Source organism: Vibrio azureus (genome assembly GCF_002849855.1).
Classification (GTDB): domain Bacteria; phylum Pseudomonadota; class Gammaproteobacteria; order Enterobacterales; family Vibrionaceae; genus Vibrio; species Vibrio azureus.
Map to the genome: position 1 here is coordinate 2,679,563 of NZ_CP018616.1, position 25,650 is coordinate 2,705,212.

General features: G+C 43.7%; 20 protein-coding genes. 1 reads left to right on the forward strand and 19 read right to left on the reverse strand.

Annotated elements, in window-relative coordinates; translation table 11 throughout:
- Window positions 1-378 precede the first annotated feature (378 nt).
- Entirely contained in the window at window positions 379-1,755 is a 1,377-nt protein-coding gene (locus tag BS333_RS12215) for a PhoH family protein (protein ID WP_021709288.1), read from the forward strand.
- A 72-nt stretch (window positions 1,756-1,827) separates the two neighbouring features.
- Here BS333_RS12215 and tldD read toward each other — a convergent pair whose 3' ends face one another.
- The 19 genes from tldD to BS333_RS12310 form a co-directional block, all read right to left on the reverse strand.
- Window positions 1,828-3,273 (reverse strand): metalloprotease TldD, encoded by a 1,446-nt coding sequence (gene tldD, locus BS333_RS12220; RefSeq protein ID WP_021709287.1) that lies wholly within the window; start codon window positions 3,271-3,273, stop codon window positions 1,828-1,830.
- Window positions 3,274-3,275: 2 nt separating this feature from the next.
- Window positions 3,276-4,106: a carbon-nitrogen hydrolase family protein gene (locus tag BS333_RS12225; protein ID WP_021709286.1), complete on the reverse strand. Its 831-nt coding sequence runs from the start codon at window positions 4,104-4,106 to the stop codon at window positions 3,276-3,278.
- A gap of 28 nt (window positions 4,107-4,134) precedes the next feature.
- Window positions 4,135-8,064: a YhdP family protein gene (locus BS333_RS12230; protein ID WP_021709285.1), complete on the reverse strand. Its 3,930-nt coding sequence runs from the start codon at window positions 8,062-8,064 to the stop codon at window positions 4,135-4,137.
- A 12-nt stretch (window positions 8,065-8,076) separates the two neighbouring features.
- Complete coding sequence (rng, locus tag BS333_RS12235) at window positions 8,077-9,546, reverse strand: ribonuclease G (protein ID WP_021709284.1); 1,470 nt, start codon at window positions 9,544-9,546, stop codon at window positions 8,077-8,079.
- A gap of 17 nt (window positions 9,547-9,563) precedes the next feature.
- Window positions 9,564-10,133, reverse strand: a complete 570-nt coding sequence (locus BS333_RS12240) for a Maf family protein (RefSeq protein WP_033003595.1) — start codon at window positions 10,131-10,133, stop codon at window positions 9,564-9,566.
- Window positions 10,134-10,137: 4 nt separating this feature from the next.
- Entirely contained in the window at window positions 10,138-10,626 is a 489-nt protein-coding gene (gene mreD, locus BS333_RS12245; RefSeq protein WP_021709282.1) for a rod shape-determining protein MreD, read from the reverse strand.
- Entirely contained in the window at window positions 10,616-11,518 is a 903-nt protein-coding gene (gene mreC, locus BS333_RS12250; protein ID WP_021709281.1) for a rod shape-determining protein MreC, read from the reverse strand. The genes mreD and mreC overlap by 11 nt, the downstream gene beginning before the upstream one ends.
- Window positions 11,519-11,669: 151 nt before the next feature.
- The gene (locus tag BS333_RS12255; protein ID WP_021709280.1) at window positions 11,670-12,713 is read right to left on the reverse strand and encodes a rod shape-determining protein; all 1,044 of its coding nucleotides are present in this window, start codon (window positions 12,711-12,713) and stop codon (window positions 11,670-11,672) included.
- 152 nt (window positions 12,714-12,865) lie between these two features.
- Entirely contained in the window at window positions 12,866-17,203 is a 4,338-nt protein-coding gene (locus BS333_RS12260) for a DUF6701 domain-containing protein (protein ID WP_021709279.1), read from the reverse strand.
- A 6-nt stretch (window positions 17,204-17,209) separates the two neighbouring features.
- Window positions 17,210-17,644 (reverse strand): hypothetical protein, encoded by a 435-nt coding sequence (locus BS333_RS12265; protein WP_021709278.1) that lies wholly within the window; start codon window positions 17,642-17,644, stop codon window positions 17,210-17,212.
- Entirely contained in the window at window positions 17,634-18,350 is a 717-nt protein-coding gene (locus tag BS333_RS12270) for a PilW family protein (protein ID WP_021709277.1), read from the reverse strand. The genes BS333_RS12265 and BS333_RS12270 overlap by 11 nt, the downstream gene beginning before the upstream one ends.
- Window positions 18,350-18,919, reverse strand: a complete 570-nt coding sequence (locus tag BS333_RS12275; RefSeq protein ID WP_021709276.1) for a type IV pilus modification PilV family protein — start codon at window positions 18,917-18,919, stop codon at window positions 18,350-18,352. Before BS333_RS12275 ends, BS333_RS12270 begins: the two co-directional genes overlap by 1 nt.
- Complete coding sequence (locus tag BS333_RS12280) at window positions 18,916-19,401, reverse strand: type II secretion system protein (protein ID WP_021709275.1); 486 nt, start codon at window positions 19,399-19,401, stop codon at window positions 18,916-18,918. Before BS333_RS12280 ends, BS333_RS12275 begins: the two co-directional genes overlap by 4 nt.
- 84 nt (window positions 19,402-19,485) lie before the next feature.
- Window positions 19,486-19,725: a hypothetical protein gene (locus tag BS333_RS12285; RefSeq protein ID WP_033003594.1), complete on the reverse strand. Its 240-nt coding sequence runs from the start codon at window positions 19,723-19,725 to the stop codon at window positions 19,486-19,488.
- 57 nt (window positions 19,726-19,782) lie between these two features.
- Window positions 19,783-20,274, reverse strand: coding sequence for a prepilin-type N-terminal cleavage/methylation domain-containing protein (locus BS333_RS12290; protein ID WP_021709273.1), 492 nt, complete (start codon window positions 20,272-20,274; stop codon window positions 19,783-19,785).
- Window positions 20,275-20,761: 487 nt separating this feature from the next.
- Window positions 20,762-21,985: a type II secretion system F family protein gene (locus BS333_RS12295; protein ID WP_021709272.1), complete on the reverse strand. Its 1,224-nt coding sequence runs from the start codon at window positions 21,983-21,985 to the stop codon at window positions 20,762-20,764.
- Between the two features lie 9 nt (window positions 21,986-21,994).
- Window positions 21,995-23,719: a GspE/PulE family protein gene (locus BS333_RS12300; RefSeq protein WP_021709271.1), complete on the reverse strand. Its 1,725-nt coding sequence runs from the start codon at window positions 23,717-23,719 to the stop codon at window positions 21,995-21,997.
- Entirely contained in the window at window positions 23,716-24,819 is a 1,104-nt protein-coding gene (locus BS333_RS12305) for a tetratricopeptide repeat protein (protein WP_033003593.1), read from the reverse strand. The genes BS333_RS12300 and BS333_RS12305 overlap by 4 nt, the downstream gene beginning before the upstream one ends.
- Window positions 24,804-25,649 (reverse strand): ExeA family protein, encoded by an 846-nt coding sequence (locus BS333_RS12310; protein WP_021709269.1) that lies wholly within the window; start codon window positions 25,647-25,649, stop codon window positions 24,804-24,806. The genes BS333_RS12305 and BS333_RS12310 overlap by 16 nt, the downstream gene beginning before the upstream one ends.
- Window position 25,650 lies beyond the last annotated feature (1 nt).

A 25,650-nucleotide genomic window follows, 5' to 3' on the forward strand; every position in this document is an offset into this window, starting at 1 on the left:
AGTCGCAGAAAAAGGTCGCTAATCTTACTTGAAGCTGTGATTTAGATCACGATGAAACCGCAAAAGTGAGCGAATTTTTTTTCAAAATCAGTTATGTAATAAAACGGTAAAAAATCATAGCAATTATTGAGCGTAAAGACAGCATTATTCATTATACTTATTGATAAGGCATATAAATCATGCTCAACTCATTAACTTGCTTCAAGCAAAGTTAAAGTAAACGATTAGGATCAACACGGGTTTGCAGTAAGTTGTCTTGCTACTCGATTGCACACTAACCGATCAGCCTGACAACCTCTGTTGCAAGCAATCAGAGCTAAGAGAAGTTTTTTATTCTTAACTCTTTTCAAGCAGGCCGCTTCGCGGCAAGGAGACGCTATGGGCGATACCGATCGGAAATTGTTTGTACTTGATACCAACATTCTTCTTCATGAACCCTTCGCTATTTTCTCTTTCCAAGAACACGATGTTGTGATTCCAATGACAGTATTGGAAGAGCTGGATCGCATCAAAGACAGTAAACGTGATGTCGCAAGAGATGCACGTGTCGCTATCCGAGCTTTAGAAGATTTGTTTAAAGAAGCCACACCTGACGAGATCTCTGAGGGGATCCCCGTAGCCAAAGACGCCCCCGAACAAGGGACGATCTCTATTTTGGCTGACTTTGAATTACAAGAAACCGTCAAAGCATTTGCAGACAAAGCTGGCGATAATCGCATTCTCAATGCGGTCTTATACCTACAGAATAAACGTGCTCCTCGAGCAGTCGTATTAGTCACTAAAGATATCAATATGCGCCTACGCGCAAAGGGGGCTGGCGTACGCTATGTTGAAGACTACCGCACAGACCAACTCATTGATGATGTCCAATACTTAACGAAAGGCTTTCAAAAACGCAGTGGGGATTTCTGGTGTGATATAGAACAAGTAGAAAGTTATACATTAGGCGGAAAAACCTTCCATAAACTGGATCGAGAACCACTAGAACCCACATTCATTAACCAGTATGTGATTGATGATGCAAGTGACTTTGCTGGACGAGTTGAGACTATGGAGGAAGAAAAAGTCACGTTACTCGATCTTAGCCGAGAGCGCCTGATGAACCGTCAAGTGTGGGATATTACCCCTAAAAATATCTACCAAGGAATGGCTTTAGATGCCTTACTCGATCCAGAAATAGATCTAGTGATCTTAACTGGTGCTGCGGGTAGCGGTAAGACACTGCTCGCCATGGCTGCAGCCCTTGAACAAACTATTGAGCAGAAAATGTTCGATAAAATTATTGTCACTCGTAACACTCCTGACATTGGGGAATCCATTGGCTTTTTACCCGGTTCTGAGGAAGAGAAAATGATGCCTTGGCTCGCTGCAGTCACCGATACTTTGGAAGCCTTACACCAAAATGATCACTGTACTGAAGGCTCAATGAGGTATATTTGCGACAAAGCGAATATTCAGTTTAAGTCCATTAACTTCATGCGCGGCCGCTCGATTCAAAATGCATTTGTCCTGCTCGATGAATGCCAAAACCTCACAGCGTCGCAAATAAAAACCATTATTACGCGTTGTGGAGAAGGAACGAAAATAGTCTGTTCCGGTAATTTGGCTCAGATCGATTCCCATTACTTAACCCCTGTCACTTCCGGCTTAACTTACATGGTTGAGCGTTTTAAAAACTTTGAAGGTAGCGCAAACATCCACCTGAATGGCGTGGTTCGTAGCCGACTGGCAGAATTTGCTGAGGAAAACCTTTAGATACCGAGAGATGAGAAAGGAGCCCAAACTTTGGGCTCCCTCTACTTTATTTTGCTTCTTTTACACTTGTGCTTATTCGGTCCCACCAACCGTCAGTGAGTCCAATTTGAGGGTAGGTTGACCAACGCCCACAGGCACGCTTTGTCCTGCTTTACCACACACACCGACGCCTTTATCAATACTAAGGTCATTACCAACCATTGAGACTTGCTGCATCGCTTCAATGCCAGAACCAATAAGTGTCGCACCTTTCACTGGACGCGTAATTTTACCATCTTCAATAAGATAAGCTTCTGACGCAGAGAACACGAACTTACCTGAAGTAATGTCCACCTGACCGCCACCAAAGTTTGGCGCATACAAACCTTTTTTGACGGTTGAAATAATCTCTTCTGGAGAATGTTGTCCTGGTAACATATAAGTATTGGTCATGCGCGGCATAGGTAAATGAGCATAGGATTCACGGCGGCCATTACCGGTTGGGTTAACGCCCATCAACCGTGCATTATGCTTATCTTGCATATAACCTTTTAATACTCCATTCTCAATCAAAGTATTGTATTGGCCCTTCACTCCTTCATCATCCATATTCAAAGAGCCACGAAGATCTTTCAACGTGCCATCATCAACAATAGTACATAGCGAAGAAGTGACTTTTTCACCCACCTTACCAGAGAATACCGAGGATTCTTTACGGTTGAAATCTCCCTCTAAGCCATGTCCAACGGCTTCGTGTAATAAGACACCAGGCCAACCAGCACCTAACACAACTGGCATTGCTCCTGCTGGAGCTGCTTCTGCTTCTAAATTGACTAACGCCATACGAATCGCTTCATCAGCAAAATAAAACGCTTGCTTTACACCGTCCTGCTCAGATAAAAAGAACTCATAGCCAAAACGGCCTCCACCTCCAGCACTTCCCCGCTCTCGGCGCTCACCTTTTTGTGCTAACACACTGATTGAAAGACGAACTAAAGGACGAATGTCGCCTGCAAAAGTACCATCCGTTGCTGCCACAAGCATTTGTTCATGAACACCACTTAAGCTGATGGACACTTCTTTTATTAATGGTTCTTTGGTTCGAATATACGCATCCAATGACATCAATAGTTCTGTTTTTTGATGCTTTTCCCAACCCGCCAGAGGATTGGTTGCTTGATAATAAGATTGATTGTCTGTGCGTTTAAAAGCTTGTACCGATGCACTTTGTCCTAGCTGTGCAATCCCTCGAGCGGCAATCGCACTCTGCTTCAAGCCTTCAAGTTGAATTTGGTCAGAATAAGCAAAGCCTGTTTTCTCACCGGTTATCGCTCGGACACCAACACCACAATCAATGTTAAATGAACCATCTTTAATGATGCTGTCTTCTAGTACCAGAGATTCATGCCAACTGGACTGAAAATAGATGTCCGCATAATCAATCTGACGAGTGGCAATACTCGCGAGTGTCTCTGCAATGTCTTGCTCTGTCAGACCATTTGGGGCAAGCAGTGCCTGTTCGATTTGGTTTATGCTCATAGTTAGCTCTTTGGTTTCCGTTTCAATTCGATTTGAAAGCGATTATGTTGAGTCAGTGGCATATTTTGCCTTACTTGCTGGTTGTGTGACAAATCAATATCACTCACAAGTAACCCTACTTGATCATCAAGCACGGCTTTAATTTCTCCCCAAGGGTCAATCAGCATAGAATGTCCCCAGGTTTGTCTGTCACATGGGTGCGTGCCCGTCTGTCCACTGGCGATAAACCAGCACTGTGTTTCAATCGCCCTTGCTCGCAACAGCACTTCCCAATGCGCTTGTCCTGTCACCGCCGTAAAAGCAGCGGGGACTAGGATAATTTGAGCACCCGCAGAACGTAAGGCCTGATACAGTTCAGGAAAACGCAAGTCGTAACAAATACTCAATCCAACCCGACCAATATCTGTATCTATCGTAACCACCCGCTCGCCGGGATGAAAGGTTTCAGATTCTCGGTAATGGCCGTAGCCATCAGCAACGTCCGCATCAAACATATGTAATTTATCATAATGACCAAGACATTGGCCTTGTGGAGAAAAGACTAAACTGGTTGTGGTTACACCATGTTGAGTGCGAATTGGCATACTGCCGATCACCAAGGTCAATTGATTTTCTTTGGCAATGGCGGCTAATTTAGCTTGAATCGCTCCCTCTCCCAGCTTCTCCGCACTTTTGTGATAGGCATTCCGATTGGCAAACTGAACAGCATTTTCTGGAGTTAATACCAGTTTAACTCCTTTCCGAGCCGCAATGTTGCATTGGTTTTCGATAAAATCGAGGTTACTCCATACGTCAGAGCCTGACGTCATTTGTATGATCCCAATCCGTTCCATATGATGATTCCTTATCCCCAAAATACGTCTATTTGGCGTTTTCACGTAATTGCTCAGGCAAAGTGTATTTCCCTTTACTGCGTGAGATTTCTTTAACTGTGGGTGAGTCTAACGGCCCTTCCACGGAGTAATTCACTTGCGTAAAGACCTCAACAACAGGAGATATCACCGTTGAAATCGCGAGAACATACAACGCAGTTTGAGGAGCAACAGCAAACGCGGTCAACATCGGGATGCCAGAGGTAATATCAGGAACAAAGCTCACCTCAGCATCGACCAAGCGAGTATTCATGTCTGCGATACCCCGTATCGTCATTTCTCCAGCTAAGGCGTCCATTTCAATATCATTGGTTACAAAGACACCCTCTTGGATTTTCCCAGATCCCTTAATAGAGTTAAATGCTAACCCCTTGTCAAACACATCAGTAAAGTCTAACTGCATCTTGCGTATGATGGAGTCCAAACTGAATAACCCTAACAGGCGCGCAGCACCGCTTACTTGAGAAATCACCCCTTTGCCAAACTCAGTCGTCACTTCTCCTTGCAAAGTTTGCGTTTTCATCGACCAAGGTGCACCATCCCAGTCAACTTTGGCCTTAATTTCGAACGGTGCTTGTTGAATCCCTGAAGTAATCCCAAAACGCTCCATTAAATCGCTGTTGTTTTCCCCTTTAAAAGCCAAATTAAAGTGGGAATGGCTTTGAGTTTCGGTCAATTGCCACCATCCCTTAATATCAACATGACTTTGCCCACTGGCAAAACTCATTTGTTGCCATTCAAGTCGATCAGCTTGACGAGCCAGAGCGATATTAACTTGGCCTACTTTATAACCTTGCAGCCAAAAGTCTTCGACACTCAAAGTTAAGTTTGGCATTTCTTGATAGAATTTGCGTTCAAATTTAGAGATAAGCGGCGCAGAAAGATCGTCTCGTACCAATAAAGAATTTCGCTTTATTTTCTTGTCATCAAAACTGGGGATGTACAAATGGAGCTGTTCTAAAGCAACCGACAAACTATGGTTTGGTAAGTCATAGCTTGCTTTACCTTTTGTTTCCTGACTATCTACAGTTACCTGCCAGATGTTATTCTGGTTACGTGCGTCCAAAGCAATATCGTTCAGTTCAATTTCCCCCAGTCTTAGGACGCCCACATCTAGACTAAATTGCGTTGGCAAAGGGATAATGAGGGGGGAAGGGTCTGCTTTAACATCGACTTTTTCAGCCTTTGCCACACTTGTAATATCTTGCAAAAAAGGCTGCCATTTATTGAAATCTAACTTGTCGAGGTTAACTGAGACAGAGTGGCCAGTCATCGGATTTGCTTTGAAGCCACCCTGACCAATAACAAGATTAGTTGCGTTCAAGACAGGTGTCTCATGGGAAATATCAATTTCAGCTTGATATTTAGCTTCAGGAAGCTGTAACTGAGCAGTAATCGAAGCTTGGTCCCCAGACGCTTTCAATTTTGCTTGCCCTGCTGTTCCAGCAGGCTTAGTCAAAGGATAAGGGTATTGACTGGCTAAACGGTCCAGCTGGGCCATAAGATCAACTTGATAATTAAAGTCAATGTCTCCCAACTGCAGGTCAATACTCATTTGCCAAGGTGCTTTACCTGATAATGGCTCTAACCACTGTTCACCAAGATAAGATTTCAAGGGTTCGACTTGCCACTCACCATGAGACTGGATAGCGACTTGATAGCCTTTATGTTGTGCTGCACCATCAAAGTTTAATACCAACGGCTGGGTAAGAAGGTTAGCCTTAATCCCTTTTCCCGTCACCACATTATTATCAAATTGAATGCGTCCTGTGGTATTTTCTAATGTCATCGCAGGCGTATCAATATCAACCCGACTGTTGTTCAAGTCTGCATAGCCCCAAACCCTGACTTCTTGATTAGCATCGAAAGGGACGGTCAGGTTAAATTCAGATGCGACGGGGCCACTTACTTTTACTGCTGTTAATGCTGCACCGACGCTGTCTATTAACGGTGTTGCCATCATATAGTCACGCACAGCACTGGCTGGCGCCGATGCTTTTGCCTCAATGTCTACTTGGCCTGACTCAGCCAGATCGTCAATGTGTCCGATGATCTTATCAGCTTGGATGCCCTCTAACTTGGCGGAATGAGATTCAAAATGCATCGATTCATTTTGAAAATGTAAGTCGAGTTGTAAGTCAGTAATACTTGGCCAAGCAGTATCAAAACTAAACTTAGCATTTTTTAGCCCTATCCTAGCCTGAAAAATGCCATCGTTGGTTTGGTAAGGGAAACGGTCTAGATCCCCGTACCATAAAAGCTTAGCCGTCTCTGCTTTACCGCCTTGAATAGCGCTTGAAAGATAATTTGTTAAGTCTTGACCAAGAGCAGGTGGTGGTAAATAACGCCATACTTCACCAGCATTATACAAATCAGCTTCTGCATAAAGTGACAAAAACGGACTTTTTCCTTTCGGAACATCCAGTACAAAAGTACCAAGTAACTGTATATCACGTGTTGCCACTGTCGTTTTATCTGCCCAAACACGCCATCCATTGTCATCTTGTTGCCAGAATAACTCTACTTCACTCTGCTTAATATCGAGAGGAGCCTGAAGCCATTCCCCAAATGAAAATACATCGTCCATAACGGTTAATTTGGCTTGAGCTTGTTTCAGACTTCCTGACAGCGTCATGTTCACTCGATTAAAGCCAGGAATGGTTTCCCATTCAGAGAGGCTCAAATTACTCAGCGTTGCAGAATACCGCAATGAATCAAGGCTTTCTTTCATTAAGATTCGAACATCTTCTATGCGCCCGCTTGGTGATAGATGCTCTAGTGCCTCGTTACTGAATTCAGATCTAGGTGCTAATTTCAGTAACGGTCTCAAGGCCGCCACATCGAGCTGCGAAAGGTTTAAAAGCCACTCAGAAGGCTGCATATTGGCAGTAATATCCAAATTTGGCCATGCAATACCATCTGTCAAAATTTGCAGTGCATTCGCTTGAGCTTTCCAGCCCTTCTGATTCGGAGAAAGTTTGAATATGCCCGATTCGATCACCAGCTCATGACATCCTTTTTCATTCCAAATTAATCTAGAAGGTAGGATTTCAACGTAAGCATCATTAGGCTTCCCATGCTCTAATGTCAGCCAAGAGTTCAAACTAATTTCCCCAGATTCAATGCCAGACTCTGCCTGCATATGCTGGGTCAACCAAGGGCCAATAGATACATTTTGGGCACTAGCAAAAAATTCACCGGAGATATCCCTAAGTGAACCAAAATCTGTAAAGTTTGCGCTGACGAGCAGTGAGTTCAAGCTAGGTTCAATAATATTCACCACGCCTTCGACCCGGTGTTTGTGTCCTCGGTTACGCCAACGAAGCTGTTCAATGTCAAGACGACGCGGTTCTTGAGAAATAGAGCGATACCAAATTTGAGAACGGTTGAGCGTAAAATCTTGCAACTGACGCAAAAGTAACGAATCTATCTGTCTGCTTAGCGCTGACGGTTTTGAGCGTTTATGCCCAACTTGAGAAGGTACCGTAATTTGAGAGTGACTGACAGCTTGAGGGGCGACTTCTTCTTTAGAAAATAGATCGACAGAACGAATATCAAGCGTCAATGCATCAATATCTAAATCTGAAATAACGGGTTTCAATTGCAAGACTGAACGAAGTAAATCGAATTCAATATCAATCTTATCAACCTTAAGGTTTGCCGAAGGCTCTTGAGGTAAAGTCGCCTGTAATCCTTGCAGTTGAAGAGAGGGGTGGCTGTTACGCCAAGACCCCATCACATTACTGATTGAAACATCTAAGCCTGTATCCTGTTTGATCCAGGCTGTAATCTCATTTTGAAAAGAATTAAGATGTGGCAAGGTAACACGTAAAGCGGTGACGAAGAGTGCTAACATCACCAATACTAAAACTAAGCTCCAAGCACAAAAACGTGCTAAGCGGTTAACACTAAAATTCACACAGGTTCCAAACTACATCATTACTACGTCAAACTGCTCTTGAACATATAAAGGTTCGGCTTGAATACGAACTTGTTTACCAATAAAAATTTCGAGTTCAGCAAGAGCATGTGATTCGTCTCCCAGCAAAGCTTCTGCCACATAAGGGGAAGCATACACGACAAAATTATCGGCATCATAAGCTCGATTCACTCGAGTAATTTCACGCAAGATTTCAAAACAAACGGTTTCAACAGTTTTAACACTACCGCGCCCTTCACAAGTAGGACAACTCGAACAAAGAATATGTTCAATACTTTCACGAGTTCGTTTACGCGTCATTTCGACTAAACCCAGTTGAGTAAAACCATTGATGTTGGTTTTGACACGATCTTTAGATAAAGCGGCGTCAAGAGAAGCTAACACACGCTTACGATGCTCTTCAGATAACATATCAATAAAATCAATAATGATGATACCGCCCAGATTACGTAAACGTAGTTGACGCGCTATCGCCTGAGTCGCTTCGACATTAGTATTGAAAATGGTTTCTTCTAGGTTACGGCGTCCAACAAAGGCCCCTGTATTGATGTCGACCGTCGTCATTGCTTCAGTCTGGTCGATGATCAGGTAACCTCCCGATTTCAGCTCTACTTTACGCTCCAATGAGCGTTGAATTTCATTCTCAGTGTCATACATATCAAAGATAGGTTTGTCACCTTCATAAAGCTCAAGCTTCTCCGTTAGCTCAGGAACATACTCAGAGGTAAATTCTTTGAGATTCTCATACTCTAAACGTGAATCGACCATGACTTTATCCAGCTCTGTACCGACAAAGTCACGTAGAATGCGCTGTGCTAAACCCAGCTCTCCATAGAGTGTGGCGCGAGTTTTATACTTCGCACGGCGCTCCATGATCTTCGACCATAATCGTTTTAGAAAGGCTGCATCTTGTGAAAGCTCTTTGTCGTCTGCTCCCTCTGCTGCCGTCCGAATAATAAAACCGCCATGTTCATCACAATAGTGATTCACTACTTTTTTAAGGCGCTCGCGCTCTTTTTCACATTCAATCCGTTGAGAGACACCGACATGGCTTGCTCCGGGCATAAAAACAAGATAGCGCGATGGCAGAGTAATATCCGTGGTGAGTCTGGCCCCTTTTGTTCCTAACGGATCCTTGACGACTTGAACCACAATATCTTGCCCTTGACGCACTAACTCAGAAATATCGCGTACCTGAAATTGTTGCTTTTCATTTTCTGCGACACACTCAGTATGTGGCACGATATCAGATGCATGCAGGAATGCCGCTTTTTCTAAGCCAATATCGACAAAAGCCGCTTGCATACCAGGTAATACACGACTCACTTTACCTTTATAAATATTACCGACAATACCGCGACGCGATTCTCGTTCTATATGTATTTCTTGTAATACGCCACCTTCAATCATCGCCACACGCGTTTCACTCGGAGTGACGTTTAACAGCAATTCTGCACTCATGTGCACACCTCAAATAATTATAAAAATTCTTGAATCAGCTGATCAGTTTCAAATAGAGGTAAGCCAACCACAGCATAATAACTGCCTTCGATTCGGGTCACAAAGCGCCCCCCTAAACCTTGGATACCATAACTTCCAGCTTTATCGCATGGTTCTCCTGACTGCCAATATTGTTCTATTTCTTCATCAGTCAATGACTTAAACCACACATCGGTTACAACAACCTGGGAATATTGTCGCTCAGCAGAAACGACACTGACCGCGGTCATCACTTGGTGATGACGATCAGAAAGCTGACTAAGCATCTGTTTTGAATCTTCAAAACAAGTGGGCTTTTCCAACACCAAATCATCGCAAACCACAACCGTATCAGAACCTAATACTACGGCCCCCGATTGCGACATCGCCAAGCCTGCTTGCGCTTTTTCCAAGGAGAGCCGTGATACATATTCGTAAGCGGTTTCATGTTTTTGCTGCTTTTCTTCTATGTCAGGTAACACAATGTCGAACTGGTAACCCAACTGAGTAAGCAACTCTTTTCTTCTTGGCGAACCGGAGGCCAACACAAGGGAGATCTTTTTGTTCACACTACTACCTTACATGCCATACACGCCTGATACGACGCATCAATAAAAACAACCATGGCCAAAGTACGGCGTTAATGACCGCCGCCCAAAGCGGTAAAGGATCAAAAATGACATCTTGATTGAGGTATTCTCCACAAAAAATCAGCACCTCGAGCAATACCGTAAACACCATAATAAGCATAGACTGCTGCCACAACGCCATATTACGAATCACCAAGGAATTCAGAGCGACGAGATAGATAACAATCGACATCATCATGCCTCGAATACCCAACGTCGATCCAATCAAGACATCCCACAACAATCCAAGTATTAACGCGGTACCGACATTCACTCGATGTGGTAATGCCAGCACCCAGTAACAAATCACAAGAAAAAGCCAAGACGGGCGCAGCTGATCCAAAATGCCTGGCCATGGGATTGTTTGTAATACTAATGCAACTAAAAAAGTGATGCCGATGACCATTCGGCTTCGAAACACATTATTGGCCATCTGTAACCTCTTCTTTTAACTCTGCATTTGGCGCTTCTTTAGCATCAGACTGTGATGCTTTATCCAGTCGATCTTCATTTGGCCAAATCAACAGCAAGTAACGCAAGCGATCAAACTCAACGACTGGCTGTGCCACGATGGAAGCAAACTCTTGTCGTGTATCATGGGAAACATCCATCACAGTAGCCACCGGATAACCTTCTGGGTAAATGCCTCCAAGTCCAGATGTCACCAGTAAATCACCAGCCTGAATATCAGTACTGGTTGGAATATGCTCCAATTGAATTTTGTCCATTTCACCATTGCCAGATGCAATAACACGAATATCATTACGAATGACCTGAACTGGAATGGCATTTTTTGCATCCGTCAGCAACAACACTCTCGCATTATGTGCAGCAACAAAGGTCACTTGGCCAACGATGCCTTTTTCGTTGATCACAGGCTGCCCAACATAAACGCCATCAATTTGGCCTTTATCAATCACAACTTGATGTTGGTAAGGTGAGGTATCGACAGACATTACCTCTGTCACCACCTTCTTTTCATCACGAACAAAAGAAGATCCGAGCAACTTTCTCAAACGTTGATTTTCTTCTTGATATTGCTCGAGTAAAATAAGTTCACTTTTTAAGCGCAACACTTCTCGTTTTAGATTACGATTTCCGTCGAGGAGAGTTTGACGTGTATTGAAGCGTTCAAACATACCGTCAAATATACTGCGAGGTAAATTAGCCGCATATTGTATCGGTGCGACCATACTGTTTAAAAAGTATCGAATATTAGAGAATGTATCTAAACGATTATCAGCCAGCATCAAACCGGCTGAAATAATAACTGCCAAAAATAGGCGTAACTGCAGAGCTGGGCCTCTGCCAAAAATTGGTTTCATCTTGTTGTTAAACCTGTGGTTACCATAACTTTTTAGCCTTATTTGGCAACCTAAGAGATCGACACTAAGCGATTCTAGGCCTGAAGCAGAGCGATATTATAAAGATAGGGAAAGGGTGAAACTGAAGCCAGTTTCACCCTTTGTATTTTTATTATTCTTCAGAGAAGAGATCGCCACCATGCATGTCGATCATTTCAAGTGCTTTACCACCACCGCGTGCAACACACGTCAGTGGTTCTTCTGCGATAACGACTGGAATACCGGTTTCTTCCATTAATAAACGGTCAAGGTCTTTGAGAAGCGCGCCGCCACCCGTTAATACCATACCATTTTCAGAGATATCCGATGCTAGCTCAGGAGGACATTGCTCTAGCGCCACCATGACGGCAGAAACAATACCAGATAATGGCTCTTGCAAGGCTTCTAAAATTTCATTGGAGTTAAGACTAAAGCTGCGAGGAACACCTTCGGCAAGGTTACGTCCACGGACTTCAATCTCTAGGACTTCATCACCCGGATAAGCAGAACCAATTTCATGTTTGATTTTCTCTGCTGTCGCTTCGCCAATTAGGCTACCGTAATTACGACGCACATAGTTGATAATTGCTTCGTCAAAACGGTCACCACCAATGCGAACAGATTGAGCGTAAACCACACCGTTGAGCGATATAACCGCAACTTCAGTGGTACCACCACCGATATCAACGACCATAGAGCCAGTCGCTTCAGAAACGCGCAAGCCTGCACCAATTGCCGCAGCCATTGGCTCGTCAATCAAGTACACTTCTCGTGCACCAGCACCAAGTGCAGATTCACGGATAGTACGGCGCTCAACCTGCGTTGAGCCGCAAGGCACACAAATCAAGACTCTTGGGCTTGGTTTCAAGATACTGTTGTCATGCACTTGTTTGATAAAGTGCTGCAACATTTTTTCTGTCACAAAGAAATCAGCAATAACACCATCTTTCATTGGACGGGTAGCCGTAATATTACCTGGCGTACGTCCGAGCATTTGTTTTGCTGCGTGACCTACCGCAGCAACACTTTTTGCAGAACTTGTGCGCTCCTGTCGAATAGCGACTACTGAAGGTTCATCTAGGACAATACCCTGCCCTTTAACATAAATTAGAGTGTTGGCAGTACCCAGATCGATAGAAAGATCATTCGAGAACATGCCACGAAGTTTTTTAAACATATGCTTCGCTCATCCTGCAAAAAATTGAGAAGACAAAAATTGTCTTAAATGTACCAATGCCTCGCTTGTACAGCAAGGCATTGGGACATAAACATGAGCATAAACTTTCAATTTCTTTCAGTTTGCTTACTTAATGTTAGCTATGACCGTTTTTATGGCTCGGTTATTCCTGGTTCCGCTCGATAAATCACTTTGTCATGACCACGGTGAATACCAAATGTAACCACTGAAGATGGGTCCTGTTCTTCAGGTTTCCCCCCCTCCCAGCGATACTTTAGCCAGGGAAGATCATTACCTGCCTCTTCAAGCCCTAACCAAACCCGAGTTTGTTGTCGGTATGGCGCAGCTTCAAAAGCAACGAGCTTATTTAAATACCCTGAAGAGACTTGTCCACCATCAATCAATTGCACATCTTGTGGATCCGCATTTTTGCCAAGTGGCCAAATAACTTGTTGCTTAGACACCGCCCCTATGACTGTCGTCTGATCATCATCGATATTATTCACAAAACGCTCACCGTTCCAATACTCAACCCGTAATGGGACTTGCAAATGATCGCCTTGGTTACCTCCCACATCATCCAAATCGATGCGACCAAAACGAATGTCGGGTTGCAGAACCAAACGAGATTCAAATGGATGGTTGCCCGTTTCAAAAAATGCGACAGGATCTGCATTGTTTTCGTACACGAGGCCAATTTGCGATCGTTGTCCCCCAGCAATGGAATTAAAAGGGCCATCTGGGTAATGGCTCCCAACTAAATCTTTTTGCCAACAGGCTCCCTCAGAACAGTGATGACTGCCACCGATAGAAAAAAGACCAACACTTCGTCCAACTTGGTTGTTCCATGCTCCTGGACCAAATTTTGGTGCCTCAAATCGCTCAGCATAATGCTCAAGTTCTGCAAGATTGAACTCTGCCTGAGACATAAAGTTCACATAGTTTTGAACCGGTTGATTTAATCCATTTAAAGCTTCAACTTCAAATTTCACGCCCTCAAAAGGTTGGTTCATGTAGATAAAACCTTGCTGTCCTGGATAATGCCATTCACTTGAGATAACACGAAAATATTTAGGATAAAAGCGCCCCACGGTGACAGAAGAGGGCTCCAAATTCATCCCTAAATAACTCGCATTGGTGGCCAAGTTCAGGGAACCAACCTCATTCCACGAGTACGTGACTTGTTTACCATTGATCGCTTCTGAGCGAGTAAACTCGAGTGACTCACCATTGACAGTACTCAGGTTAGCCAACTCACCCTCAATAGGATAAGCCACCGCGAATTCAGTTTGAAATGCGGCTTGTAGATTACCTTCGGTAAAGTAGTTTTGTGTGCTCGGATAGGTGCACGATTGCTCGTAGGTGCCCGTTGGCGTTCTGTGAATAATAGCTTTAAACGTGACACTGAAGCTTTCAGCTGAAGGCATAAAAGCCGCGCCTGATTCTTGTGTTGCTGGGTTCATCTGACCGGTTTGTTGCGCATGAATATCACATGCCACAATTTTCCAAGGGCGAGATTGAACCAAAAATGAGCCATTTAATGCTAGCGTCTCACCCGTTGGTTGTTGATCAGGTGACATTGGGCAGTGATCGGAATAACGAGGATCACAAATAAAATTATCGTCTTCTAATTTAACGGTAAACTGACCAGACTCCATCAACACCAATTTATCTCTGGAAATCCCCTGTTCCGATGAGGTGAATTGTGGCGCATAAGTTAATAAAGAAGGCTCTTTTCTCCCAGAGGGTGGCCTGTCAAGATTCAAAGTCACGCTTGGTTTACCCGTATAACTCTTGACAACGGTTTGCTGACCTTTAAGACAAGCGAGTATCTTTGTCGTTAATGGGTATTCTTGGCCTGCAACAATATTTTGATCATCAACAGAAAATTGGAAAGGCAGCAGCTTAAACGTCGCCTCCTGAGACTTGTTGGTATCTTCATCCATCGTGACTTTAAGGACATAAGGCGTATTCAAGTCGATTTTGCTGCTGTCTTCGACAGTAATAGCCAGTGCTAATTGACCAAGATGAGATGAGTTGGACTCAGTCGTAAAATAGGGATACGTTCCTTGTCCAATATTATTCGCAACTTTAACCCGAAACCAAGGTTCAGCGCTCTTAGGCAAAATATCGACTTTCAATCCTGTACTTTGCGCACTTCCTTGATTGGTTGTCTCAATCGCAAAAGTTGGCCCTTGAGAACCACAAAGTAATGCATACTGATTGTGTGGAGAAAGAGTTAATTGATAATCATCAGTAGGAGCAAGACAAGAAGAAGCGCTATGTATCTCAGCATCGTTATTGACATCAACTTCCGGAGCCGTAATCGCACCATAGACGCTACTGTGATTACTTAAATACACTTTCTTTTCACTGTAAAGAACACCAATAAACTGCGAGTTATTCGAAATATCAACCCAGTTGAAGACACTCCTTGTGTCAATTGGCAAGTTATAAACATTCACCCGCATATTGCCTTTAAATGCAGCATCATGGTCGGTATCCACTTTCATTCCCATGAAAGATCGATTGGCTAAGGAGACCGCTTTAGTATTAATCACGACTTCGGTACCTGGGGTAACGAACAATTTCCCCCCAGTGTTGATCTGCACCGTATCAAACCAGTAACGACCAGCCGCCAACGTCAGTTCACCATCAACTGCAAGGTTTTTCACTTGCTTGCCATCTTGAAAGGTGACCCTTTGTTCAGAGGTAATGATCACATCTTGCCACGTCGAACTTACAGGAAAACTTTCCAGAGATTCTTTACCAACCAGCAGCCCTTCATCACCGAAGCACTCAAAGCCATCACAAGCGTCACTTTTATTTTGCCCCCAAATTCGGCCAGGTAAAAAGCCCAACACACGCCTTCTTTGATTATGGTCTTTGATGATAGGAGCACCATGTATTTTTGAGCGGTTGGATAATATTAAAAAGCCATTTTCTCCATCTTCTGGCTTTTCAATCTTCCAGGTTTGTACTGGTGAATGAAAGACATCACATATTGGGTTGGGATTGGCCTTTTCAAACATAAACCAACCGACTTCTTCATCCAAATGCCCTCGCTCTTTGTCTCTTTGCATATCTTCTTCGACAATAAAGCCAACCGAGTCTTTAGTGATACTACACCGTCGTAACCAGCCACCATTATTCCCTTTACGAGAGTTTTTATTCGCGATCAAAATAGGTGGGCTCTCAAATCCGGCATCATCAGGAAAAGGCGTGTAAACTTTACAACCCTTGGAAATGGGATCGATCACCGGATCTTTTTGGTCAAGCGTGTATTCCGTTAAACCTTGCCCCAGCCAAAATCGCTGACCATCAATATAGCCATGCCCTTCACCCGCAACAAAAGCAACAGTCTCTAACTTACTAAGAGTGTTAAAGGTTTCTTTACCCCTGCGATTTTTCTGAAAGACTTCTGATTTTTCTAGCGCAATAGTAAAAAACCGTTCTGTTGCGTCACGAGCCATACCCGTAAACCAATTATTAGGGCCGTTATTATTGCGAGTTTGAGGTTGAACCAACACTCCAGGTCGATCATTAAAGCGTTTCAATCCATAGCTTTCAAAATCAATCTTAACGCCGTTCATCCTCTCATTATTGCCTTTAGCGTTATATTGAGAGGCGGCAATATTGGTTTCAAGCGTGCCAGCAACAATTTTAGCCCCATTAACTAACTCTAACACTCCAGGCTCAATCACAAAGTAGTCCACCTTAGCCATCTCTTTTTGTACTTCTGAACTTCGGCCATCAAGGAATTGAACTCTTTTGTCAGCACTTGCATGCGGAGCGAACTCTTGCACAACCGTTGCCATTTGGTGAGTCGTTTCCACAACGGCGACTGTTGAAGGATACTCTGATCGTCTTGGCGGCTTTCCTGTTAACGAAGCATCAATGGTTGGCATAACAAAAACCAAAGGTTTGGGTTTACTTTCGTCGTAGTGTTTTTCATACGCAATGGTGCAGACATACTGTCCACCACTCATATTGCAGTTGCTGCTTTTTAGCGTACCAAATTCAAACTTTGGCGAGGTGTTGATCGTCTGATCTGGGCCATCAGGCAGGGCTTGAGCAACACATTGAAGATTTTCGATTTGTTCTTGAGCGCCAATAGACCAAGGCTGAGTCGTGCTAAGGTTAATGTATTGCCTAGCAAGCAATTCAAAATGCGTTTCACCAATAAGCTGGCGATAGTATTTCATCTGTTTTGCATCGGCCACATACTCCAAGATGATCTTGTAGCCCAAGCCATTATTTAAATGGGCCTCATTAAAAGCGAATTGATATTCATCGCCGAAGCGTCTCGGTCCTGTGTACCAAAGTACAAAATCGTAGCCTCTTTCTCGCAAGACAACACTTTGATAGTCATCACTCCCTCGAGTATTAAAAGAAACGGTAAAGTCATTCTTAGCCTCGACATCACATTGAGAAGCAAACACAAAGCTTGGCAGCAGCATAAATACAAAAAAAAAGGTTATTAATTTCATCGCGATTTAGTTCCTTACCCAAACTTCTTGCTGACGTTGTACTTGTGCACTGCCCGAACCACATATAGCAATAGCGTTAACACGAAACAAAGATTCCTCTTCCGCTGTCCCAGCGTTAAACGATCCAATCAATGAACAGCTCATTGTATTCAGTCGACAGTTTGTCCCTTGAGTCACATTGGGGACAGCTCCGCTGACAACAGAAGAACAGAGTTCACCCACATCGGGGGCTGAGACATTCAAAGGATAAAGCTGCGTAAGCGCCCACTCATTTGCTGACTGAGCCATAAACCAAGCTTGTACCCCAAGAACATTGCGACTCAATGAGCTTTGATTCGACCATCTCACCATCATTAAAGACGTCGCGAGATAGCCCATCACCAAGATGACGAATAACACCACAATTAAAATACTGCCTCTTGGTGCTGAGCTAGGGAACATTGAGCACTTGGATATCTTGCTGGTAAACACTGCGTTCTCCATCCTGTTCAAACTCCACATCAATGTGCACTAAACCACCACGTTGTAAGGTAGGCTCTAAGTAGTGCATACTGCTGACGGCCACATCTACATTATTCCCAATCGTGACACCATTGCGAGTCACTTGATTATTCTCAAAACAATAACGGACATTAGAATTTGGCCCGTAGACATAAAGACGGCTCGAGATAGAGTTTGCCGTCAAGCTACTCGCGCCATCGGGTATACGATAAACACCGTTATTCTTCACCAAACCAGCAATAGAAAAATTTTGTGGCGAATTAGGTAATAAGTCGTCGTAACGACTAGGGCTAATCACCATCCTTAGCCCTGCAGGAATCTCATTTAAACTAGCAGGAGCATTACCTAAGAGAAACTCGATATCATTCAGAGCCAAGGTATAAAAGCCTGAATACTCAATTTCTACAAAAGCCAAGCAATTTGTACTCTCAGTTGGTACATAGAAACTATTGGGCACGGCATGACGTATTTCTCGAGACATTTTTTCTAATACAAATATGGCTTGAGTCTGTAAACGTTGACGCTCGACGGTATCGACATAGCCGCTCATACCCAGCTTGGTATAGCCCGCAATCCCTAACATGATTACACTCCCAATGACAATGGTGATCACCATCTCCATAAGGGTAAAACCACGTTCAATCATTAGTAATTTCCTCGAATTGCAACTAACGTCAGTGGTTGGGCGTAGCCTGCAAAGATAACCACTGTAATTTTTTTGTAATTGGTCACTTGTAAATAAGGAGCAGATGAATTCAGGTTGTCATAGACCACTGATACTTCTAAGCGAAAATTACGATACTTATCAGCACTACTTTCACCCAACACATCAGTAATATCGCCACGATCATTGCCTTGGCATTGAGATAACGTTTGCGGGGTTCCCCAGCAACCGATATAGTCATCGACATCATTAAATTGTGATGGGTTGCTCTCTCCAGAATCAGGGCCAAGTGCTTGAGGAGGAGTGCACACGCTTGTACCTTCCTCACAGCGAATACCACCACCATCACGATCACTATTTTGATCGAAACTGCGCGCCATAATTTGTGACAGAAAACTTTGCGCCAACCCAACCGCACGGGTCTGATAAGAAGGCAACGCCGAGTCGCGAATTTGAGGCACCAAAAAAGAAGTAAAAGCAGCAATAGCAATCGCCATCAAGACAAGAGCAATGATCATCTCTACCAGTGTGATTCCCCACTGTTTTTTCATGAGCATGCCCCTTTTGAAACATAACCTTGAGCGTTAATTTTCACTTCACACTGACCTGCCCCATGCGTGTTTTGAATTAAGATAGAAATACCCCCAGAGGCAACATTTAAAGGGTCCCCTAACAGGTTAAAGCGAATTGGGTTTTGAGCACCATTAAGAATGAATCGGGCTGTAGGGTCTTGCACTTTATCACTGCGTGTTTCTCTGACTTGAGTTGTAGCAGAACACGCCGCCACTGAACCTAAACAATCAGGGGCAACTTGAAGCTGGAAATAAGGTTCTTCACCCGAAATATTTGACTGCATTCGACTCACTTGTACTTGACGAATCACCGAAATCGCTTGTTCTTGCAGTGCAAAAGGAGAAAAGCTGTCTTTACCAATAAAGCGGCTGAAGGCATAAAGTGACAAAATTGACATCAGCACAATCACTAAGATCAGCTCCATCAAAGTAAAGCCATAGAAGGAACGCTGAGTTTGCATAACCCACCTTTGTCAATGAGGAAGAGTCATTACTTAATAAGGAACAAAAGCTTGTGTCTATGCAGAAATAATCAAAAACGGATATTATTTAGATTCGTGCCACTTATCCGCATGCTCAAGTTCTTGCTCGATTTCATCGTAAGTCGCTTTGTTGCTCAATGTCTCAGAGACATGCTCGGCTTTTTCTTTCGTCTGTTGCCATGTTTTTTCATAGGTTTCAGGTTCAAAGCTAATCCACTTGGGCAGTACAATAAACCCCAAAACACCGAGCACAGCAAGTAACATCACCCATTCAATGGTACTCAGCCCTAATGATTTACGCATGTATCCATATTCCATCGGTGAAAAAAGGCCAGTAATCTGGCCTTAGTGAGATGTTGTTTAGCAGCCCTCATCAACAATGGTTGTTGTGGCAGCAGAAGAAGTTGAAGTTGCTTGGGTATAGGAAACATAACAGTTTCCTGCGGTGAGATTAGCCAACTGATTAGAAGCAAAGCCAGGCTCTAATGTGCCGCTGACAAACGTCGCTACTAACCCTGTGGCACCAGACGCTGCCAACGCCCAATCGGTCGTTAAACCGCTAACCGCATTCTCTAACCCCCCCTTACCCGCAATAGGATAACCATAGCCTGTCTCAACGTTCTCAACTTCAACACCATCACCAGGCGCTGTTGTTTCAATACCATCAATCGCGGCTTTACCAAAAACAATGCCCGATGCACCTTCAATGGCCCCTTTTAAGCCCTGAAGTGACGCCTTTCTTGCATCCTCTTGTAAATTAAGGAAACGTGGCGCGGCCGTAACGGCAAGAATGCCTAGAATTACAATGACCACCACCAGCTCAATTAGGGTGAAACCCGCTTGTTTTTTCATTCTGTACTCTCCTATCTCAGTCAGCATAACAATGACTGCAACCATAAATAATGGGTCAGATGACCGCCTGGAATAAAAGCAAACGATAGCTTGCTGCAATAAACTTAAGAAAAGTGAACACTCACTACACTACTGAAATAAACGAATGGATTACCTTCATTAAGTAAGGTTCAAAACAAGCCAGCACGTTAACTTTAGCGGTAAACACCCCCAAAATAAGGCAACGTCACAAGGCTTATCTTTTCATTATACCGACACTCATTCTAATTCATAAAAACATGCTGTCAAAGTTTTCAAAAATTAATTTTTAAGCAATTATTACAGAGGGTTATAAAAATAAAAAACACACTAAAACAAGAGAAAACAGCACAATTAAAACAAAAAAACTGCCCTTTCTGAGGCTTAGAATATGTAAAAAATAAATAAAAGATGGACATCAAATTAACAATAATTAAACATTTTCCTATTTTAGCGGCGAGAAAGCCTACTATCCTCCTTTGATGATATCCAACATTCCCCACATCGGTAGGAAGATCCCTAAGGCTAAAACCATCACCATTCCCGCTACAATCACCAAAAGTAATGGTTCAATTCTTGCCGTAAGCGTTTTTAGGTCATAGTCCACTTCTCGATCATAGAAATCAGAGACTTCTAGCAACAGTTCATCAATTCGACCCGTTTCTTCACCCACTGCAATCATTTGTATTACCAAAGGCGTAAAAATTTGACTGTTAATCGCGGTCACCGAAATGGTACTGCCTGCTTCTATGGACAGCTTCATTTCCATTATTCGTCCTTCCAGAAACTTATTCCCTAATGACTCTGCCGCTAAAGCCAAAGCTTGATTCAAGGGGACACCAGATTTCAGCATTAAAGAGAAAGTGCGAGAAAATCGTGATAGTTGAGCACGATTGATGATACTTCCAACAATAGGAACTTTGAGACGAAATTTATCGAACATCTCTCTACCTTTTGCGGTCGCGAGCCAAGTTCGAAAAAGTAAGAATAATGCTGCTATGGCAAGGATTAAACCAACCCAGTACTCAACGAAAAAGTTGGACGTTGCCACTAAAATCCTTGTGGGTAGGGGGAGCTCGACACCAAAGCGAGTAAACATGGTTGCAAACTCTGGGATCACTAAAATATTCAATATAAACATAGCAATCACAATAAAAATAATCACAAAGCTAGGGTAACGCATGGCTTCTTTGATGCGTTTGCGTGTCGCGAGTTCTTGTTCATAATAGATAGCCAATTGCATAAGGGCTTCATCTAACCGGCCAGTATTCTCACCCACGTTGATCATCGAGACAAATAAGTGGCTAAAGACATACCGATGAGATTGCATTGCCGCTGAAAGGCTTCCCCCATTGCTGAGCTCTGCGACCACATCCTCCAGTGCATCTTTTAATTGTTTATTATCACAATTTTGCAGTAAGCCCCTAATCGCACGCAATAAAGGCACACCAGCTTTCGTCAAGCTAAACAATTGACGCGAAAATAAGATGATGACTTCTAGTGGAACCGCTGGTGAGAGCCATTTAGTCAAACTGATTGAGCTTATCGACGTTTCTTTTATTAAGCTCAGGTTTAACGGAATAATGCCTTTGTGCATCAGCACTTCTGCGGCCGATTCCGAATTAACAGCATCGACTTTACCATTTACAGCGGTGCCATCCAGTTTTCTTCCTTGATAACGAAAAGCGGCCATGTCAGTTACCTATATAAAAATGGGGTCGGTTGTACCTGAAGCACCACATTCTCCAAGTGCCATAACTTCCTCTAAACTCACCTTTCCTTGCAAAGCCAATTCCATCGCACAAGCCAGCAAAGGTTTGTAGCTGCTTGACCGCCTCGCCGCCTGAGAAAAGCCTACTGCATCATTTTTACGTAGTGCATCCATCATGTTTTGATCGAACTCGAGTATCTCAAAAACACCAATTCGCCCTCGATGCCCACTTAAATTACAGTTTTGGCACCCTGTTCCTTTGATAAACCGAGCGTCGACTTGATTAGGGAAACGCCCTGCAAGCCATTGTTGCTGAGCAGCATCCAATTCCTGATTAACTTGGCAATCTGGACAAATACGGCGCACAAGACGCTGAGCGACAACCGTTCGAACCGCACTTGCGACTAGATAACCAGGTGCCCCCATATCGATCATGCGTAGCGCACTATCGATAGCATCGTTGGTGTGCAGTGTACTTAAAACCAAATGCCCCGTGAGTGCAGCTCGAAGGCCAATTTCCACCGTTTCCTGATCGCGCATTTCACCCACCAAAATAATGTCTGGGTCTTGGCGTAAAAATGTCCTCAGTACGCGAGAAAAAGTCAGATCAATCTTGCTGTTAATCTGTACTTGAGTAATGCGTGGTAACCGATATTCAACCGGATCTTCTACGGTAATGATTTTCTTACTGGCTTCATTTAACTCACTAAGTGCACCGTAAAGTGTGGTGGTTTTCCCTGATCCTGTCGGCCCTGTTACTAAAATCATTCCATGTGGGCGAGCAAGCTGCTTACGTAATCGAGCCAATAAATCCACCGGCAAGCCAGAGTCATCCAGTTTACGCAAGCTCGCCGATTGGTTGAGCAAACGCATCACAACCGACTCTCCATACTGACTTGGCAAAGTTGACATCCTGATATCAATCGATTGACCACGGACTTTAATATTAAAACGCCCATCTTGCGGCAAGCGTTTTTCAGAAATATCTAAATGGGCCATCAACTTAAGCCGCAACACCAAAGCAGAAGCGATATTGACCTCATTTAGGATCGTTTCATGCAGCAGGCCATCAATCCTTTGGCGCAGGCGTAGTAAATGTTCGTCCGGCTCAATATGAATATCCGATGCTCCGACCTGAACGGCATCTTCAAACATCGAGTTCACCAGCTTAACAACCGTCACTTCTTCGCTATCCGCTTCATCAATACCATAACTGAAGATTTGATCACCCTGACGTTCTGCTTGTAACTGCTCAGCAAAAGAAGCAATGTCTTTGGTACGACGATAATAACGATCAAAACTTTCCAGCAATTGCCTTTCAGGAGCAATAATAAACTCGAGTTCATATTCACCAAGCAGGTTCATCAACGATTCTTGAGTAAAGAGATCGGCAGGGTCACTCATTGCCACACGCAGCATATTGCCGTTGCGTGCAAACACTAAAGCTCTCAAGCGCCGAGCATGAACTTCAGGTAGTAGGTGTACCGCGTCAGGGTCAACAGGCACACGATTAAGGTCAATCAACGGCAAACCTAATTGCTGTGACAAAAACTCCAGCATTTGCTTTTCACTGATAGAGCCCAATTCAATGAGCACATCACCCAACTTTTGACCAGTATTATGTTGAGTTGCAAGTGCCTGCTTAATCTGTATTTCTGAAACAATGCCTTCTTCGACGAGAAGATCACCCAGTCTTTTCCTTAGCTGAATTTTCATTGTGTGATCTCCTGCTGTTGCAAGTGATGTAACCGTTGGCGAATAAAATCTTGAGATTGATTTGAAATCCCCACTTTCCTTAATGCCGAAAGATACGAAGATCTGGCTTCCTTAAATTGATTTTCCCGTTCCTGCTGAATCGCCAACCCTAACCACCAGCGAGCGTTCGCAGGCTGGCGCTGAACCAGTAAATGATAACTCTCTAATGCAACCGGGGTTTGCTTATTCTTTTGCGCTAGAATTGCTCGCATAGCTAAGTACTCTTGATTGGCTGCAGCTGGAAGATAAAGCAACGGACTTAATGCCGCTTCAGGTTGCTCCGTTCTCATTAACATTTTTGCCAAGGCTAAGCGCAGCTTTTGATTATCCATATCAAGCGAAATACCGGCTTGCAGTAACTCATACGCTTTACGGGTTTCACCTTTGCCAAAATAAAGTGCTGCCAATTTTTGGCGTGCTTGTATATCTTGGGGTTGATGGCGAAGTACTTCGTGAAATGCCATCAAAGCCGCATCTAATTCGTTCGCCTCAAGTGCTTTATCTGCTCGAAGGCGTGCTTTACGAGCAAGCTGTTGATGAGTCAGGCGCACCGGCTCCACGTGCATTGAACTCTCCTGCACCCTCCCTATCAAAGAGGGCTCATTGACGGCAAGTGTCATCGTCACTGCTGGCGGAGAAGGCCTCATTGTTTGAGGTGGATTGATGGCACCCAAGATTTGATTGGTGTCCTCTGATAACTCAGTTTGTTCTGTTTTATCTGCCTCTAGATGCTCGGTTGTTTTGACGTAAACCACCTCTTCAAATTTTGGCGTGACTTTACTTGTTGGTGAACTTTGCTGCATGGGTTGTGCAGTTTTACCCTCTACTGCTCCAAAGGAATCACTGTTCACAATGGGAGTCATGTCTTGTTTGAAACCATGGGAGCCTTGCGAAACAGCCCATCCCCCTAAAGCCAAACTCAGCAAAAAGCCTCCCATCAGCCACAACCAAGGTTTGCTCTTAGTAATACTGGGGATCTCAGCTTTCTCTAATTCAATCGACGAGCTTTTTTCACTAAGTTCTGATAACGCTTTGTTGATCGCACTCAAAGCTGACTCCATCCCCAAAAAGTAGGGGTTTTAAATTTGGGTTTACATGCATCATAGGTATCATGAATGGCTAAGAACACATGTTGGTTTTTTAACTGGGTAGAATGGTCACTAAAGGCACTTAGAAGCGCTTTATGACTGATTTGATTCATCAGCCTAGGTATCCCCATCGCCGAACGCCAAATGGCTTTTTTCTGCTCCATCGAGAAGAGGTTTCCAGTGCTTCCTGCTTTGTCTAACCGATTATTAATGTACGCAACCCCTTCTTCTATAGAGAGAGAACGCAACTGGCAGTTAAAAGTAATTCGCTGGCGAAACTGACGCATGTCATGTTGTTCCAATCGAATATCCAACTCTGGTTGGCCGAATAAGACCAGTTGAAGAAGTTTCTCCTGCCGCGTTTCTATGTTGCCAAGCAGACGCAGTGTCTCAAGTCCTTCAGAGGATAAAGCTTGTGCTTCGTCGACAATTAACACCGTTTTTTTCCCTTGACCGCGATGTTCGATCAGCTTGTCCTGAATAAGAGAAACCACATTAAGACAATCAACATTGTTCAAACCAAGCTCTTGCGCGACGGCAAACTGTAATTGATTACCACTTAATATAGGATTAGGCAGGTAAACCAGTGCAACATGTGGCTCAATGTGCTCCATTAACTTACGGCACACCATGGTTTTCCCAGTCCCAACTTCCCCTGTTACTTTAATCACTCCCTCTCCCATTTTCAGTGCAGCAATAATGGTCTGAATTGCCTCATAATGAGGTAGGAAACCCAAAAACATGTCGGTATTTGGGGTCAAAGAAAAAGGGGGGCTACTCAACCCAAAATGAGAGAGATACATA

Excerpts from the sequence above, each read along its gene's own strand:
- BS333_RS12215 (WP_021709288.1), top strand. The coding sequence starts at position 379 with ATGGGCGATACCGATCGGAAATTGTTTGTACTTGATACCAACATTCTT.
- tldD (WP_021709287.1), bottom strand. The coding sequence starts at position 3,273 with ATGAGCATAAACCAAATCGAACAGGCACTGCTTGCCCCAAATGGTCTG.
- BS333_RS12225 (WP_021709286.1), bottom strand. The coding sequence starts at position 4,106 with ATGGAACGGATTGGGATCATACAAATGACGTCAGGCTCTGACGTATGG.
- rng (WP_021709284.1), bottom strand. The coding sequence starts at position 9,546 with ATGAGTGCAGAATTGCTGTTAAACGTCACTCCGAGTGAAACGCGTGTG.
- mreD (WP_021709282.1), bottom strand. The coding sequence starts at position 10,626 with ATGGCCAATAATGTGTTTCGAAGCCGAATGGTCATCGGCATCACTTTT.
- mreC (WP_021709281.1), bottom strand. The coding sequence starts at position 11,518 with ATGAAACCAATTTTTGGCAGAGGCCCAGCTCTGCAGTTACGCCTATTT.
- BS333_RS12255 (WP_021709280.1), bottom strand. The coding sequence starts at position 12,713 with ATGTTTAAAAAACTTCGTGGCATGTTCTCGAATGATCTTTCTATCGAT.
- BS333_RS12260 (WP_021709279.1), bottom strand. The coding sequence starts at position 17,203 with ATGAAATTAATAACCTTTTTTTTTGTATTTATGCTGCTGCCAAGCTTT.
- BS333_RS12265 (WP_021709278.1), bottom strand. The coding sequence starts at position 17,644 with ATGTTCCCTAGCTCAGCACCAAGAGGCAGTATTTTAATTGTGGTGTTA.
- BS333_RS12270 (WP_021709277.1), bottom strand. The coding sequence starts at position 18,350 with ATGATTGAACGTGGTTTTACCCTTATGGAGATGGTGATCACCATTGTC.
- BS333_RS12275 (WP_021709276.1), bottom strand. The coding sequence starts at position 18,919 with ATGAAAAAACAGTGGGGAATCACACTGGTAGAGATGATCATTGCTCTT.
- BS333_RS12280 (WP_021709275.1), bottom strand. The coding sequence starts at position 19,401 with ATGCAAACTCAGCGTTCCTTCTATGGCTTTACTTTGATGGAGCTGATC.
- BS333_RS12285 (WP_033003594.1), bottom strand. The coding sequence starts at position 19,725 with ATGCGTAAATCATTAGGGCTGAGTACCATTGAATGGGTGATGTTACTT.
- BS333_RS12290 (WP_021709273.1), bottom strand. The coding sequence starts at position 20,274 with ATGAAAAAACAAGCGGGTTTCACCCTAATTGAGCTGGTGGTGGTCATT.
- BS333_RS12295 (WP_021709272.1), bottom strand. The coding sequence starts at position 21,985 with ATGGCCGCTTTTCGTTATCAAGGAAGAAAACTGGATGGCACCGCTGTA.
- BS333_RS12300 (WP_021709271.1), bottom strand. The coding sequence starts at position 23,719 with ATGAAAATTCAGCTAAGGAAAAGACTGGGTGATCTTCTCGTCGAAGAA.
- BS333_RS12305 (WP_033003593.1), bottom strand. The coding sequence starts at position 24,819 with ATGGAGTCAGCTTTGAGTGCGATCAACAAAGCGTTATCAGAACTTAGT.
- BS333_RS12310 (WP_021709269.1), bottom strand. The coding sequence starts at position 25,649 with ATGTATCTCTCTCATTTTGGGTTGAGTAGCCCCCCTTTTTCTTTGACC.